11 protein-coding genes are annotated in these 15,570 nt (G+C 55.8%); 2 read left to right on the top strand and 9 right to left on the bottom strand.

The features are described from left to right. Window positions 1-10: 10 nt before the first annotated feature. The 9 genes from ccoN to Pan97_RS18590 all read right to left on the bottom strand — a co-directional run bounded on the left by ccoN (window position 11) and on the right by Pan97_RS18590 (window position 12,957). A complete protein-coding gene (gene ccoN / locus Pan97_RS18630) occupies window positions 11-2,344 on the bottom strand; it encodes a cytochrome-c oxidase, cbb3-type subunit I (protein ID WP_144975184.1) in 2,334 nt (777 codons plus the stop codon). A 540-nt stretch (window positions 2,345-2,884) separates the two neighbouring features. Beyond that, window positions 2,885-3,271, bottom strand: a complete 387-nt coding sequence (locus tag Pan97_RS18625) for a nuclear transport factor 2 family protein (protein ID WP_144975182.1) — start codon at window positions 3,269-3,271, stop codon at window positions 2,885-2,887. A 499-nt stretch (window positions 3,272-3,770) separates the two neighbouring features. Then, window positions 3,771-4,580 carry an AraC family transcriptional regulator gene (locus tag Pan97_RS18620; protein WP_196782150.1) on the bottom strand — a complete coding sequence of 270 codons (810 nt, stop codon included), beginning with the start codon at window positions 4,578-4,580 and terminating at the stop codon, window positions 3,771-3,773. 79 nt (window positions 4,581-4,659) lie between these two features. Continuing rightward, the gene (locus Pan97_RS18615) at window positions 4,660-5,091 is read right to left on the bottom strand and encodes a carboxypeptidase-like regulatory domain-containing protein (protein ID WP_144975180.1); all 432 of its coding nucleotides are present in this window, start codon (window positions 5,089-5,091) and stop codon (window positions 4,660-4,662) included. Between the two features lie 119 nt (window positions 5,092-5,210). Beyond that, the gene (locus Pan97_RS18610) at window positions 5,211-6,179 is read right to left on the bottom strand and encodes a DUF1559 domain-containing protein (RefSeq protein WP_165698844.1); all 969 of its coding nucleotides are present in this window, start codon (window positions 6,177-6,179) and stop codon (window positions 5,211-5,213) included. Window positions 6,180-6,480: 301 nt separating this feature from the next. Then, a complete protein-coding gene (locus Pan97_RS18605; protein ID WP_144975176.1) occupies window positions 6,481-7,887 on the bottom strand; it encodes a DUF1501 domain-containing protein in 1,407 nt (468 codons plus the stop codon). Window positions 7,888-7,918: 31 nt separating this feature from the next. Next, the gene (locus Pan97_RS18600) at window positions 7,919-10,807 is read right to left on the bottom strand and encodes a DUF1553 domain-containing protein (protein WP_241676320.1); all 2,889 of its coding nucleotides are present in this window, start codon (window positions 10,805-10,807) and stop codon (window positions 7,919-7,921) included. Beyond that, a complete protein-coding gene (locus tag Pan97_RS18595) occupies window positions 10,794-12,431 on the bottom strand; it encodes a LamG-like jellyroll fold domain-containing protein (RefSeq protein WP_144975174.1) in 1,638 nt (545 codons plus the stop codon). Before Pan97_RS18595 ends, Pan97_RS18600 begins: the two co-directional genes overlap by 14 nt. A gap of 4 nt (window positions 12,432-12,435) precedes the next feature. Continuing rightward, window positions 12,436-12,957 (bottom strand): sigma-70 family RNA polymerase sigma factor, encoded by a 522-nt coding sequence (locus Pan97_RS18590; RefSeq protein WP_144975172.1) that lies wholly within the window; start codon window positions 12,955-12,957, stop codon window positions 12,436-12,438. 270 nt (window positions 12,958-13,227) lie between these two features. Here Pan97_RS18590 and Pan97_RS18585 point away from each other — a divergent pair, with 270 nt between their 5' ends. Together Pan97_RS18585 and Pan97_RS18580 are read left to right on the top strand one after the other, a co-directional pair. Beyond that, entirely contained in the window at window positions 13,228-13,818 is a 591-nt protein-coding gene (locus Pan97_RS18585) for a hypothetical protein (protein WP_144975170.1), read from the top strand. A gap of 433 nt (window positions 13,819-14,251) precedes the next feature. Beyond that, window positions 14,252-15,565 (top strand): outer membrane protein assembly factor BamB family protein, encoded by a 1,314-nt coding sequence (locus Pan97_RS18580; protein WP_144975168.1) that lies wholly within the window; start codon window positions 14,252-14,254, stop codon window positions 15,563-15,565. The last annotated feature ends 5 nt before the right edge of the window (window positions 15,566-15,570 follow it).

Below are 15,570 nucleotides of genomic sequence, written 5' to 3'. Positions count from 1 at the left end.
TCAGGTCTCCTTATTCGCTGCTGAGAGCGACGTCCGCCGGGTTTTCAGGTTCCGCTTGCTCATTGGACTGTTCTTCGGAAGTGGGCGGCGCTTTGAACAAGTCGGTACCCAGACGCTGTAGATACGCGATCAAGGCGACCACCTTCTTCGACTCCAGGCCCTCAGGGCCATTCTGCTGGACGATTTCGTCGGCGATCTTCTGGGCCTGGGCCTTGGCCAAGTCGATCGAGTTGTTCAGTTCTTCCTCGCTATAGGGTGCACCGAGGTAGGCCGCGGCCTGAATGCGTTGGGGAATGGTGTTGAAGTTCAGGTCCTGCGTTTCAAAGTGTGGATAGCTGGGCATGATCGAACCCTTCACGAACTCGCTTGGATTGCGGAAGTGATAGATATGCCAGGCATGTGAATTCCGACCACCTTGACGCGCGAGGTCGGGGCCGATGCGGCGCGATCCCCACTGAAACGGATGGTCGTAGACGAATTCACCAGGTTTCGAGTATTCACCGTAGCGTTTCGTCTCCGCCACGATTGGACGAATCATTTGCGAGTGACAGTTGTAGCAGCCTTCGGCAACGTAAATGTCGCGTCCTGCCAGTTCCAGCGGCGTATAGGGCTGCACGGAAGGGATCGTGGGTACGTTCGAGCGAATCAGGAAGGTGGGAATGATTTCAAACAGCGAAGCGGCAATCACTGCCAAGGCGACAAAGATGCTGAAGATGATCGGCTTTCGTTCCCAGCGGCGATGCCATCCCAACTTCGTAAACACGTCTAGCTTTTTGGCGACCTCGAGAACCTGCTTCAGATTGGACTCTTCCAGCGGGGTATCGACGTAATCGCTCCGCAGTGGTGCGGCCTGGTATTGAGGCTCTTCGTAAACTGCCGGACGAGCGCACCAGGTTCGGTAGACATTGATCGAAAGCATCACGCCACCACCGATATAGCACGCGCCACCCAGAACGCGAATCCAATAGAACGGTGCCAGGTTGACGGTCGTCTCGATAAAGTTTGGATACGACAAGTTCCCCATGTCGTTGATGGCAAACCAGAGCAGCCCTTGATAAACCCCGACGCCGTAGATCGGAACGATATACAGCAAGATTCCGATCAACCCCAACCAGAAGTGCCATTCAGCCAGCTTCTTGCTGTAAAGCTCGGTTTGGAAGACGCGAGGCAAAAGCCAATAGATCATTCCAAAGGTCATGAAACCATTCCAACCCAACGCACCACTATGCACGTGGGCAATGGTCCAGTCGGTGTAATGCGACAGGGAGTTCACCGCTTTGACCGAAAGCATGGGGCCTTCGAACGTCGACATCCCATAGAAGGTGATACCCACCACGAAGAACTTCAGCACAGGGTCTTCGGTCACCTTGCGCCATGCCCCGCGTAGCGTGAGCAGACCGTTGATCATCCCTCCCCACGAAGGCATCCACAGCATGATCGAAAAGATCATCCCCAACGAGGAAGCCCACTCCGGGATGGCCGTGTAGTGCAAATGGTGCGGGCCTGCCCAGATGTAAATGAAGACCAACGACCAGAAGTGCAAGATACTGAGTTTGTACGAGAAAACAGGCCGATTGGCGGCCTTGGGCAGAAAGTAGTACATCAGGCCCAGAAAAGGTGTCGTCAGAAAGAACGCCACGGCATTGTGGCCATACCACCACTGCATGAACGCGTCTTGGACACCCGCATAAACTGGATAGCTTTTGAATAGGCCGGTCGGCACGACCAAGTTATTGAAGATGTGCAGCAAGGCCACGGTAATGATCGTCGCGATATAAAACCAGATGGCCACATAGATGTGACGTTCCCGCCGTTTGACCAAGGTCATGAAGAAGTTGATGCCAAAGAAGCCTGCCCACACCACGGCGATCAGCAGGTCGATTGGCCATTCCAACTCGGCGTACTCTTTACTCTGCGTGATTCCCAGCGGAAGAGTTATCGCGGCACATAGAATGATGAACTGCCAGCCCCAGAAATGAAGCTGGCTCAGCGTATCGGACCACATCCGCGTCTTGAGTAGTCGCTGTGTGGAATAATAGATGGCCGCGAAAATCGAGTTGCCTGCAAAGGCGAAGATGGCCGCGTTGGTGTGCAAAGGCCGTAACCGCCCAAAGCTTAAAAACTCGAACCCCATTGATAGAGATGGTAGGACGAGTTCCAAGGCGACCGTCAGCCCAACCAGAAACGCCACCATGCCCCAAATAACCGTCGCCGTCATGAACTGCCGGGTAATTCGGTCGTCATAGGAGAACGTTTCCAGATGACCACCGAGGGTACCATTCTCAAGAGGCAAGTTTTTGACATCATCCGTTGAATCACTTTGCCCATTGCCCGAATCGTTCATCACGTCTCTCGTTAATTTATTCCCAGGTAAATCGAATTCCCGTCAAACCCTCGATTTGGCAAGCCATGTGCCAACGCTGTGCGACAGAATGTCGCAGGAGAGAAAAATAGCTCAAAGTTTCCTTATCGATATCGAGAGCTGAAAAAAATGTCAATCTGAATTGTAGTCGTGAAAAAACGACTTCTAGATTAAATGAAAATAGCAAGGAAAGCCGTATGAGCGGGCAACAGAAGCATCGGGAAACCGAAGTTCAGCATAAGCCAACTGACACGAGGCAGCTGTGATTTACAGACGAGGTCACCCTGGGAAGTGAAAGTAGTGTGTCAAGAGAGCACGGTGCTGTGCGATATAGCACGCTTCTTTTGGTGTCGATTTCGCACATCTGACTCGAGCGAGGGAGAACGCCCTTGTTCTCAACGATGCCTGATCCGTTGATTTCACAACCGCAAATCAGCGGAGAATGCGTGCGATTGACCGTGGTGATGCTAAAATGCTTTGTAAGGGCAAAAACGCGACGAGGATTCCCAGACCAGCATCTATTTAGAACATTCCATTCTCGTTGGCCGACTTTTCCGGCACGGTCTGAAGTACATCCCAGTGCTCGACGACCTTGCCATCTTCGTCGAGGCGGAAGATGTCGATGCCTGCCCAGTCAGGTCCACCGGGCCAGGTTTGATGGCAGTGCAATACGACGTAATCGCCTTCAGCGATCACGCGAACAAATCGAACCCGTTTGCCAGGGTACTCGCCGGCCATGCGCTCGAAGTAGTCGATAAAGGCCTGCTTGCCATCGCCGACCATCGGATTGTGTTGGGTATAAGTATCGCCAACAAAACGATCAACCGCATCGGCTGGACGGCATTCGTTGAACATCATTTCATAAAACGCCTGCACGTTTTGTTTGTTTCTCTCTTCGCGTTCTGACATCGCTGGTCCTTCAATAGGGTGATGGAGTAAGCAGCCATCATCGATCAATCTAGTGGATTTGCAAATAGGGTGCCAGTCGCGATTTTCTGGAAGTGGCTCCATGGCTCATGGGGCAGGTGCATCGTCGGTCGAGGGATCAATACAAATGGGAAATGTCGGTTGTAATCCATGGGAAAAGGAGCTATCACCGGAAACCCCAGCCATTATAAATTGATCTGCTCAAGCTAGTTCTCGGAATAGGTGTCAGGCCATTAGAGATGTGTTGCACATCGGGCGAATGCCCCGGGGTATTCCATCCAAGGTTGAATTTTCATTGCCTTCTTCTTACTGGCAGTGCGGCAAACTCGCGAAGCGGTCGTACCCAAGAAGGTCAACTCCCAGTCGACGCTGCAATAAGAGATCCAGGCCGGAGAACAAAACCTGGACTTTCATCTCGAAAAGTAGCAGCAACCCTAGATCAATGCACTCGGCCTTCAGGCATTGTGCTGACGGCGGCTTCTTATCGAATCGATGGTTTTGCCATCGACTCCTTGCGAAAACGTGCTGGCGTAACGCCGGTCAGTCGGCGAAATGTCTTGGTAAACGCACTTTGGTCGCAAAAGCCGTGCTGCGTGGCGATCTCCGAGATGGGTGTCTCCGTCGTCTGCAGGACATGACAGGCACTCTCGATCCGAGTCTTCAAGATGAACTCGTGGATTCCGGTTCCCATGGTATCGCGAAACGCACGTTGCAGTTGCCGGGCCGATAGTCCCGATAGTTGGGCCAGTTCGCCGATGGAAATCGTGCGACGGAAATGCTGCCGGATAAATTCGATCGTGGTACTCACTCGCGAAAAAGGCAACAGTTCCTGCTTCTTGCCTTCGTAGCTATGCACCGTTCCCATTACGCCGATTGGGCGACCGCTGGTATCGAGAACCGGCAGTTTGTTGGTGACGAACCAGTCGAGAATCCGCTGTTCGCTGTACCAGATTTCAACATGGTTCACCAGCGCACGTCCCGACTCCATCACCTTGCGGTCGTCGCGAACAAAGTTATCGGCGATCGAGGGAGGAAAAAAGTCATAGTCCGTACGACCAACCACTTCCGCTTCCGAACGGACTCCGAGCCGCTTTTGAATGGCGCGGCTGGCGCAGACCATCCGGCTCTTCTCATCCTTCATGAAGAAGAACGTGCCTGGCATCAGTTCAAATAGATGCCGCAGTTGTTGATCTCCTCCCATGCGCTGGAAGAATTCGTTTTGGATTCTTCGCCACGGAGGAGTCCTGGAAGCGAGTGATTCGGAATCGTTATGAGGGGTCACTTGAATCATGGGGCTAACTGACCTGGTAGCGGCTTAAGCTCGGTCTTGCGACGGGCTCAAATCGGTTCTGATAGACTGTCGAGGTAGGTTATTTCAAAGAGACGTCAAAACTGAAGTCGTTCTCCTGTCCTGGTTGAACGTTCGCCGTAAGGGTTGTCTGATCGTTAAAGCGGCGATCGATCTTGAGCTTCGGATCCTCCTTCTCCCCGACCACCATGCCCTGGTTATTGACGATTTCGTTGACGACCTTCACTTCAACGCGATATTCGCCAGGCACGACTGACTCTTGGCCGCGGACTCGCAAGGTGTATTTGCCTGAGTCGTCCGTACGTCCTCTTGCCGTTTGTCCTGGAGTGGATTGCTGAGGTTGAAAAACGACACTCGCACCTGGAAGTGGCTTACCGTCGAGCGTGATGGTACCTTGAACGAGGGCACGATTCGAATCGGAGGAACAGCCAGCAAGTAGTCCAAAAGCCGCAAGTAAGAGAATAAGTGACAAAACAGTCCGATTTCGTTGCATCGTTAAGTGTCCTTGAAACTAGACAAGGGGAAGGAAAAGTAGGAAACAGTCATTGCCAGTCGAGCCGCGCTAACAATACTCGAACCGGCAATAACCGAATCCATAGAGGTAGTCGCGAATTAAAACTCGCTGATCACCTGGCCATCGTTTCGAGAAAGCAGATACTCGTAGGTCGAGTTCGGCTGAACGTCATTGGCATGCTGGATCGTTTCGGCAACAAAGCGAACTGAACCATCCACCAGTGCGAACTGAACGCCCCCAGGATGCCGACTCGAAACGCCTTGGGGGAACTCCCAGATCGAGCAGTCGTTGATGCCGCCGTCGCCATTAAACGTCACGTCGTTGGAGCTTCGCCAGTTGGTGTTGCTGGAACCGCGGGCAACATAAACGAGACCTGCTCGAGCGACGTAAGGGACGCCGCTGCCGTTCGTGCCACACGTTGGCCCCAGGTTTTCGAACACCTTTTCACCAAGCAAGATCGTATTGGAAGTTCCATCGGTCACATCTCGCATGCCAAATTGCGTGCCGGCGGCCATCATGCCGGTTTGCAACTGCCACGCACCGCTGCCTTGCTCTTTGTAGTTGTATCGTTCGTGCGTCAGGTTTCCGACGTAGTTCGATAGCGCGGTCGAGTGTTGGCCGCTACTGGCGTTCACTTTACGGACGTCGTTAATGCCGCTGGTGGTGTCGCTGGGGCATACAAACGCATCGACGGCCTGGGTCATGACGGCTCGCATCGTACTGTTGTCGATGGCTTGCAGGGCAGTTCCCTGGGGGAAGTTCATGGCATCGGTCGCGTTTCCGTTTTCGATGAACGGCGAGATGAACGCTCCCCAAGCCCAGTTGGGTTGATTGCTGTCGACGGAAATATCTTCGCGAAATGCTGGCGGAAACTGGCCGAACGTGTCGTGATGGTTGTGAAAGCCGAGCGCAAGTTGCTTGAGGTTATTGCTGCATTGCATGCGTCGGGCAGCTTCGCGCGCCTGTTGTACCGCTGGCAGCAATAGCGCGATCAAGACACCGATGATGGCGATCACCACTAAGAGTTCGACTAGCGTAAAGGCCGTTCGATGACGTGCGTTGAGCATGATTGAATGTTCTCCTGAATGGATGAAAAGTAGACGAAGAGTGCTTGTGAAATTGCGACGGTCGCTTGTCCGAGTTGGGCATTGGCAAGCCATCGACTCGTTGCCGGAAAAGTCCATCTTGGGCTGGTGAATTTGAGACAGTAGGTGATGAGACAGGTACTCAAAGATGAAATCACCAGGCAACTCAGCTAATCGTATCCGTTCGTAAAAAACAGGTGTCAGGAAAAAGTGAAGCGATGCCCGAAATTGTCGAAGCTCGTCAGTGGTTGGTGAAAAGACGACAAAAAAGTTTGAGTTGCCATCACGCGATCAGTTCGGGAATGACCTCTCCGCCGAATTGGCTTAGTTGCTTAAAGCGACCCCCATGAAAGTACGTGAGTTTGTTGTCGTCTAAACCAAGCAGATGGAGCAGCGTCACGTGCAGATCGCGGATCGGATGAACGCACTCGACCGCTGAGCGTCCCAGTTCGTCGGTGGCTCCGACAATGCCAGGACGCACGCCGCCACCGGCCATCAGCATGGTCATGGCCTGGTTGTTGTGTCCGCGTCCGAGCGAGTAGACGCCACCCCGTTTGTTGTTGTCCGGCGTGCGTCCAAATTCGCCCGTCCAGATGACGAGCGTGTCTTCCAAGAGCCCTCGTTGTTTCAGATCGCGAATCAGCGCGGCGATCGGTTTGTCGACGCTCTTGATTCGAGAGGTATGTCCTCGCTCGAGGTAGTCGTGACTATCCCAGCCACCACTGAAGATCTGAACGAAGCGAACCCCTTTCTCAACCAATCGGCGAGCCATCAGGCATTGTCGTCCGAAGGCTTTCGTCTCGGGTTGATCGAGTCCATACATCTCTTGCGTCGCTTCGGTCTCTTGCTGAAGATCGATCACGTCAGGAACCTCGGCTTGCATGCGGAATGCGAGTTCGTAACTTTCCATACGTGCCAGAAGGCGTTTGTCTTCCACGCCGAGCGACTGCTGGTAACTCGAATTCAACGCCGCCAACTCATCCAGTGCACGGCGCTGGTGCTCGCGCGATTTATAGGCTGGGGGCGCCAGGTCGAGGATCGGAGATCCTTCCGGCCGCAGACGAGTGCCTTGATAGTACGGCGGCAGAAAGCCGTTGCTCCAGTTGCCAGGCCCACCTTGCGGCAACGCTAACTCCGTCATCACCACGTAGCCGGGCAGGTTCTGGTTCTCCGTCCCCAGGCCATAAGTCGCCCACGCGCCGATGGCCGGATCGCCACCGAGTCGGCTCCCGGTGTTCATGTGATACAGGGCTTCGGGATGGTTCAACGATTCTGCCTGGCAGCCACGATAGTTGCAGAGCTCATTCGCAACATAGGGGTCGGACAGGTACTTCCACTGATCGCACATCCAGATCCCGTTGTCGCCCACCTGGTTAAATTTGAACGGACTACCGACGAAGAATTTGAAACCTTTCTCCAGGCCGCCGGTCAGTTTCGACTCTTGCTTGTGCCGCTTGGACAACTCCGGCTTCGGGTCGAAGGTGTCCATGTGCCCGGGGCCCCCTTCCATGAAGAGCATGATCACGTTTTTGGCCTTGGCCGGAAGCATTGGCTTCTTCGGCGAAAGAGGGGAATCGTGACTGGGGGCCGCGGCAGCGCTGCTGCTGAGCAGGGACGAGAAAGCGACGCTGCCGAGCGATGCTCCCAAACCGTAAAGGGCCTGGCGACGGGTGAGTTGATGGGGATTCATAAGATTACCGTTGGAGTGGTTCCAAGGACGTTTAGTCGATGTACATGAATTCGTTCGAGTTCAACAGCAGCAGGCAAAGATCGGCCAGCGCCCGAGTCTGGGGGGAGACATCCGCTGGCTTGGTATCCCGTTGGTAATTCTCGAACACCGGCAGGATCTCGGTATACTCGAACACTTGGCCGGAGAACTCTTCGACCAGCGAACGCGTGATCTCCGTGGGGTACTTCACCGGCTGCGGACTCTTAGACGCATGGTAGACCTGCATGTCTGCTACGTAACGAGTGAGCCGATCAAGTTCTTTCTCCGTCGCATGACGTCCGAGGACCAACTGGAATGCTAAGTCGATCTGCGCGGTGCCCTTCTTACTGGACGCTTCCAACCGCTGGGCCAACGCGAGTGATCGGTCGATCATCGTGTCGCTGTTGAGTAGGGTGAACACCTGAGGCGTGACGGCGGCCGCTTCGCGAAGTTCGCACGAATCGTTCGGGTTCGGTTGATTGAACAGCTCGGTGAAGGGATCGGCCTGGCCGCGAACGTGATAGGCATAGATCGTTCGCCGATTCCGCTCGTCCGGCGTGGCCGACGGCTGGTAGGCCGGCGCCAGCGAAAACTGAATCATTCGTGGTTGCAGGGCCACTTCCATGTTGATCTCCGGCATGACCGGCAAGCCGCCTTGGCAATGAACCAGTTCGCCGGTGATGGACAGAATACCGTCCCGTATCTCTTCCGCACGGAGTCTTCGGCGAGGGAAGTGCGAGAGCAATTGATTGTTGGGATCGATCTCGGAGATCTGCTCAGGGGCGACCGGAATTGACGAACGGCGATAGGCGTGGGTAAGCATGATCTCGCGATGCAGTCTTTTGATGGTCCAGCCGTTGTCGACAAAGTCAGCCGCCAGGTATTCGAGTAGTTCGGGATGCGATGGCTTGCCCCCTTTGGCTCCCAGATTGTTCGGGTTCGCGGCGATTGCCTGACCGAAGTGATACTGCCAGATGCGGTTGACGATGGCTCGCGATGTCAGCCCGTTTTCAGGGTGGGCAATCCAGCGAGCCAGTTCCAATCGCCGGCCATCGATATCCGACGTTAACAGGTAGGGGGATTCCGAAGAGGGACTGGTGGGAATACCGACGGCACTCAAAACGCCTGGTTGCACGGCATCTCCCAGGGCCGATAAGGCACCCCCAATCAAGATATGCTGAACCACATCGGTCTTCGGCGCTTTAGGCCGTTTAATGCGAAGCTTGCGGGCAAACGTGCCACCGATCTGCGAGGCCGGGGCGTTGTACACGCTTTGCGCCATCGGCTCGAAACGCTCCAAGCGGCGCGTCCAGATCCATTCGTCCTGTTCGCGCACTTTCAGCTGTCCTTGCTCGACGTGATCGAGACCGCAATGCCGCGGTGGCTTCTCATCGTCAGGAAGATCGCGACGCTGCGCTTCGTCCTTGTAAGGCAAGCTATGTTCTTCGAACCACTGCTTCGCGGCCGCTTCCCGCTTCTCCACGAGTTTGTTCTTCTCGTCAACGGCGAACTTCAGCATCCGCTCGACGTGCTGCTTCTGCCTGTCGAAGCGGGCCTGATTCTCTTCGGGCAAAAACGGCACGTTTCGCTCGGCCATGTGCGTGGTTGAGAAGGCCGAATACATCCGGTAATAGTCGCGGGTGGGCAGAGGATCGAACTTATGATCGTGGCATTTGCAACAGCGCATCGTCTGGCCGAGGAAGGCCTGACCGGTGATGTTGACCAGATCGTCGAGATAGATTTGCCGAGCCTCGTCGTTTTCGACCATCGCATTATCCCACGGACCCATCCGCAGGAAACCGGTCGCGACGATCCACTCGGCCTCTTGCTGGTTGTAGGCACCACTCTCTTGCACTTTATAGACGTTTTGCTGTTTGCCGCCGGTACGCTCTCGGACCGACTGATCGGCCAGTTCATCACCCGCCAGTTGTTCGACAACGAACTCGTTGTACGGTTTGTCTTCGTTGAACGAACGAATTACGTAATCGCGGTACCGCCACATGTTCGAGCGCTCGTAGTCATTGGCCATGCCGCCTGTGTCGGCGTAGCGCGTGACGTCGAGCCAATGGCGTCCCCAATGTTCTCCGTAGCGGGGATTTTCCAGTAGTCGGTCGATCAGATCGCTCCAGGCCTGATCAGCATCAGCGGCCCACGCCTGCTCGAACGCGTCGATCTCTTCCGGCGTTGGTGGCAGCCCCAAGAGGTCCCAGGTCGCACGCTGGATCAGTTGCCGCGGCTGGGCCTGCTTCGCCGCGGGAAGGTTGGCGTTGGTCAGCTTTTGATCGACGAGTCGGTCGATCGCTTCGTGCAATGCGGGTTCGTCCGCGAGGATCTCTTTCTTGTCAGCAAGCTTCTGAAATGCCCATAGGTCGTGCGGATCGTAACGGCGATTGGTCCACTCGTCGGACGTACCACCGCTGGTCTTGACCAGTTGCCCCTCTTCGTTGGTCAGGTTCTCCCACTCGGCATTGCGAATCTCGGCTTGTCGCTCAGGCGAAGGCCATGGGGCACCGGCTGCGATCCAACTGCCAAGATCTTTGATTTGAGCCTCGCTAAGGCGGTCATTCTCCTTCGGCGGCATCTCGTAGCCGTTCCAGAGAACGGCCTGAAAGAGCGAGCTTTCTTCCGGCTGGCCAGGCACCAGCGAAGGTTCGCCTGACTCGCCACCGGCCAGCATCCCCTCACGCGTCAACAGGTTGTACTCACCGCGCACGTCCGCCGTATCACTGCCGTGACAGCCGAAGCATTTGGCCTGTAGTACCGGCAGAACCTTCAGCGTGAAAAGCGTTTCCGCCTCTGGGGTGGTGGTTTTCACCGGTTCGGCGGCTTTGGCTTGTCCCTCGAAGCCTAGCAAGGCGATCGCCATAGCGAGACGAACAGCAAATGTCTTAGGGCTTACCATGGTAATAGATATCTTGAATTTCATCGGAGGTCAGGGCAGAAGAGAAAATCATGAACTCGTCAATACGGCCGTTCAGGTTACGAACGGCGAACTCGGCGTCGGGAAGCGTAGGAAGCTCCCAGTTGCCGATCGAAGCGGTGCCGATCTGTGCCGTTTCCGGCATCTGCGCGGCAGGCACCTCGTGGCGGCTCAGCTCGCGCCCGTTGAGGTAATGCACGATGGTGCGCGAGTCCCAATCGCACGTAACGGCCAGGTGAATCCACTTCCCTTGCAGTGAAGGATTCCAAAAGGAAGGAGACAACGCCTTGTAGTCTTTCGGACCGTTGTTGATAGCTCGTTCGACGGGTCGGATCGAGAAATACAACTGGCCTGAATCGAGGATCTGCCAGTGCGGCTCTCCCTTGTCGTACGAATCGGTCAGAAAGAGCGAGTTGTACATGCGGTCCAGGCTATCGATTCGCGTCCAGCACGAAAACGTCAACGACGTGAACTCGCCGGGAATGTTGACCCGCACGCGGTCGGCCGGTTGCTTGAACTCCAAGGCGTTCTTTTCAGGCCAACGACCATTGACGACTTTGGCACCGATGATCGCACCATCCAGATCGCGGTTGGCCGGGACCCGATCACACCCCAGGCGGCGCTGCCAGTCGGTTAGCTGGTCGAAAGCATAGTAAGTCACCAGACGTGAATCACCGCGAATCGCGTCGGACCAGGTCTTCCACTGGGCATACCGCTGCTTATCCTGCTGCAGACTGAGCGATTCAAGCTCACCAATCCCAATGAACGCTTCCGGTCGCGTCGCCGAGTCGATCAAATCGCCTGCTTTCCCGACGCTGACCCCTTGGCCGGTGGTAATTCGCCGGGCCGTTTTCGCTTGAGGGTGCAATTCGACTTCGCCGTCAAAGACTTGCACTTCGACCGAGTCGAGGGAGACGGCCATGCCGAATTCCGTGCCCAGGTCGACGACTCTCATCTTGTCAGTATCGAGTGAAAAGCCGCGTGCCGCCGGGGGAACTATCGCGCGAATCTTGCCCTGACGAACGAGGGCATGGCTGGACGATTCCAACTCGATATCAGCCGGACCTTCCAGCACGACCGTCGCACCGCAGAAGAATTCAATCTGGGCAACGCCATCCTCTAGTTGAAACCGGCCGGAAGTCAATGCTTCGCCAACTTGACGCGCTGGCTGTCCCTCGGGCCAGGCTGGCTCGACCAGACGCGTCAAAATGGCGATGCCTTGCGAAGTGTTCTCTTGGGGTTCCCCTCCACCCCTGGAAGCAATGGGAGTCGATCCACTTCCGACAGACAAAAAGGACCAAATCAACCCGGCCGACAGAAGCACGCAAGCGGCCAGGGCAAACGCCGCGATCGAGGCCCATCCGAACGATATCGATTGGGCGTGCTGAGGTCGCGACCGCGTGAGTAAATCGTCGGTCAGGCTGGGCCGGGCCGCATGGGGCTGCAAGTCGAGGGTCGTCGTCAGCATCTGCCATTGCACGTAGAACTGGCGTGCCTCGGGATCTTCTTTCAGCAGCGTCTGAAGATGAGCGAGATCGGCATCGCTGATGGTGCCAGCTTCCCAGTCGTATAGCAGCGACTCGATTTCGGAGTAATTCTCGTTCATGCGCTTAACTCTCGGTGGCCAGTCGATGTTGGATACATTCCCCCAACTGCTTCCGGATACGCAGCAGAGCAACCTTGATGGCACCGGTGGTGCGGCTGGAATCGCGGGCCATCTCGTCCAGAGGCTTCGCCTCGAAGTAGCGGCTTTCGATTAATTCACGGTTCGAGGAATTCAACCGCTCCAGGCAGCGGCTCAGTGCGTCGCGTACCGACTCGATCTGTTCGGCCATCGATTCTGCCTCGCTCGAAATCGTTTCCACCAATTCCGAATCAAGCAGCACGCGGTCTCGTTTGCGATCGCGAAGATTGGCCAGGACCTGGTAGCGAGCGATCGTGAATGCCCAGGGGAGAAATGGCTTACGGTGATCGAACTGGTCAATCTTCCGCCACAGGACGACATTCGTCTCCTGCAGGACGTCGGCTGCATGGCTTCGCTCTCCAATAAGGGAGAAGATGTAGCCATAAAGCCGGTTCTGGTTCTCGGTAAGCAGCTGAATGAACTGCTCCGTGGGGTTTAACTCCGCCATGGGTATTCCTTTCCACCGGTATTTACCAAAGAAAGGGGCCCGGTTACAGAAAAAAAAGTTTCTGAAAATGATCGAGCTTCTCTAGCGGCGAACCAAGCCATGTCGGTTGGTTTTTACCTCATTGGCTGGAAAGGTAGTCACGGACGATCTCGCTGCGGAATCTTTTCAAAAAATTTTTTCGAGGCGCACTATCTCACTGAAGCGCTTCGCTCATAAATTGCAGGAACAGTCCTCGGGTCACTCCCTTTCTCAATTTCAACGAGCACGACTATGTCATCCATTCACCAACAACCTGAGCCAGGCGGCAAGCGCAAGCCCCAGGTCGTGGTGCGCGCTGAAAAATACTTCGTGTGTTCTTCGTGTGGGGTGATGGTGGAAATCCCGGAGGATGTCGTCGGTCAGTTGGTTATTGCCGTCGATCCTGCACCGCAGGAAAAAACTGTCGAGCAGTCCGTTGCCTGCGAAGAAACAACCCCGGCCGCGACCATTCCGCTGGCACCACCGAGGCCGAAACGCCCGAAACAACCCAAGCGGACACACCTGACCGGCGAGATTATCGACGGGCTGCGCGTGCCCCGCTCCGCAGAGTTGGATCGCGCGCTTGCCTGGGTCACGTTCCATTTGAAAGTGCTCGACCGGCAAGGAAGCGAACTGAAACGGCTGAAGAAGCTGCTGGAAAATGAATCAACTGCACGGGGGCCATGCCTGCGCCCGCATGGGTATGCGAAGAAGTTCGCCGACATCGAATTGCAAAATTCTCTGGGTCATCCATGCGAAGACCATGCCCACTCAAACGTGAGCATGGTACCCGAACGACGATTGCAAAACGCAAGCCAAACGCAAGAACGCGGGCCACCCTAAAAATCCTGTCCCCTCTCCCTTGCAGCAACATTTTGCATCAGCTAGCACCAAGCATGTTCGCGAAACGACTTAAACGCCGTGCTGTCAGTGACAGCGTTGGCGTAAGTTGTTTATTGAACGTCAAAATGCTAGCTGATGCAAAATGTTGCTTGCAGGGAGAGGGCTACGGTGAGGGTTTCATGAACGACCTTTGCCTGGCATCGCCGGACGTAGCTCCTGATGATTTGGAACCTCGTTCGCGCATGCGCTTCCATCAAGCGAACTGCCCCTCACCCTAACCCTCGCCCAGAAGGGGCGAGGGGACCGGAGCATGCTGCGCATGCGCTTCCCGTTCCTCGTTGAAAATCATGTGTTAATCACTCGGCCTCTTAGTTAAATTAATAAGACTTCCTGAAAACCCGCTGAACTGTCCTACCTCACCCAACAGACACCTATGAAACCCTCCCGCTTGATCGGCTTCCCCTTGTCGCGATTTAGTCGTTCCCTTTTACTGCTGGCCTTTGTCCTGCTGAGTGGAACTTGTTTCGCCGGTAACGTCGCGGCCCAATCCAATTGGCATCAGTTCCGAGGTCCGACCGGGCAGGGGATTGCCGAAGGCGTGACCCTGCCCACAGAGTGGGGCCCCGACAAAAACATTGCCTGGAAGCAGGAAGTGCCGGGGCTAGGCTGGTCTTCGCCGGTGGTTGCCGGGGATCGCATCTTCCTGACGACCGCCGTTGCCCAGAGTGAAGACAAGAAGGCGGATCACTCGTTACGCACGTTATGCCTGGCCGCAGATACGGGAAAGATCGTTTGGGACGTCGAGGTCTTCCTGCAGGACGGCGAAACGGCTCCGCGGATCCATGGCAAGAACAGCCATGCCAGCCCCACCCCGTACCTCGAAGGAGAAATGGTTTACGTGCACTTCGGTCACATGGGAACGGCCTGTTTGCGGCAGAAGGATGGCTCGATCGTCTGGAGCACGCAAGAGCTGACCTATCGGCCGACGCATGGAAATGGGGGATCGCCGGTGATTTGGGGTGATCATCTCATCTTCAGCATCGACGGTTCCGACATGCAGGCGGTCATTGCCCTCGACAAAACGACCGGCGACGTGGCCTGGAAAACCGAACGCAATGTGCCTGACATCCCGAAGTACTTTTCCTTCAGCACGCCGCTGCTGATTGGTGTCGACGGCAAGACGCAGCTGATTTCAGCCGGTAGCGGCGTGGTGATGGCGGTCGATCCGAGCAATGGAAAAGAGATTTGGCGCGTCGGCTATGGCAAAGGGTACTCGGTCGTGCCGCGTCCGATTTTTGCGAACGGGCTGGTCTACGTTTGCACCGGCTACGACCGAGCAACGCTGATGGCCATGCGGCCGGACGGGCAAGGGGACGTGACCGATTCGCACGTGGCGTTCGTCGTCGATCGCAACGTGCCGCTGAACCCTTCGCTCGTGGCGGTTGGAACGTCGGTCTACATTATCTCGGACAACGGGATTCTATCGTGCTTGGATGGACTGACCGGCGATGTCGTGTGGAAAGAACGTGTCGGCGGGAACTTCTCGTCGTCGCTACTGTATGCCGGTGGCTTGATTTACCTGTTGGACGAAGCAGGCAAATCGACCGTGGTGCGGCCAGGAGATGAATATGTGGTTGTCGCCGAGAACGATCTCGGCGAGCGTGCTTTGGCCAGCTTAGGGGTCGATGGCAACGACATCCTGCTGCGGACGGAGAAAGCCCTGTACCGCGTGAGCGACGGCAAGTAACGCGG

This window comes from Bremerella volcania, assembly GCF_007748115.1.
In the GTDB taxonomy this organism is placed as follows: Bacteria; Planctomycetota; Planctomycetia; order Pirellulales; family Pirellulaceae; genus Bremerella; species Bremerella volcania.
Note: the sequence above shows the minus strand (reverse complement) of the source record. Positions and strands in the feature narration are given on the sequence as shown.

Excerpts from the sequence above, each read along its gene's own strand:
- Pan97_RS18600 (WP_241676320.1), bottom strand. The coding sequence starts at position 10,807 with ATGGTAAGCCCTAAGACATTTGCTGTTCGTCTCGCTATGGCGATCGCC.
- Pan97_RS18580 (WP_144975168.1), top strand. The coding sequence starts at position 14,252 with ATGAAACCCTCCCGCTTGATCGGCTTCCCCTTGTCGCGATTTAGTCGT.
- Pan97_RS18625 (WP_144975182.1), bottom strand. The coding sequence starts at position 3,271 with ATGTCAGAACGCGAAGAGAGAAACAAACAAAACGTGCAGGCGTTTTAT.
- Pan97_RS18590 (WP_144975172.1), bottom strand. The coding sequence starts at position 12,957 with ATGGCGGAGTTAAACCCCACGGAGCAGTTCATTCAGCTGCTTACCGAG.
- Pan97_RS18585 (WP_144975170.1), top strand. The coding sequence starts at position 13,228 with ATGTCATCCATTCACCAACAACCTGAGCCAGGCGGCAAGCGCAAGCCC.
- Pan97_RS18620 (WP_196782150.1), bottom strand. The coding sequence starts at position 4,580 with ATGATTCAAGTGACCCCTCATAACGATTCCGAATCACTCGCTTCCAGG.
- Pan97_RS18605 (WP_144975176.1), bottom strand. The coding sequence starts at position 7,887 with ATGAATCCCCATCAACTCACCCGTCGCCAGGCCCTTTACGGTTTGGGA.
- Pan97_RS18615 (WP_144975180.1), bottom strand. The coding sequence starts at position 5,091 with ATGCAACGAAATCGGACTGTTTTGTCACTTATTCTCTTACTTGCGGCT.
- Pan97_RS18610 (WP_165698844.1), bottom strand. The coding sequence starts at position 6,179 with ATGCTCAACGCACGTCATCGAACGGCCTTTACGCTAGTCGAACTCTTA.
- ccoN (WP_144975184.1), bottom strand. The coding sequence starts at position 2,344 with ATGAACGATTCGGGCAATGGGCAAAGTGATTCAACGGATGATGTCAAA.
- Pan97_RS18595 (WP_144975174.1), bottom strand. The coding sequence starts at position 12,431 with ATGAACGAGAATTACTCCGAAATCGAGTCGCTGCTATACGACTGGGAA.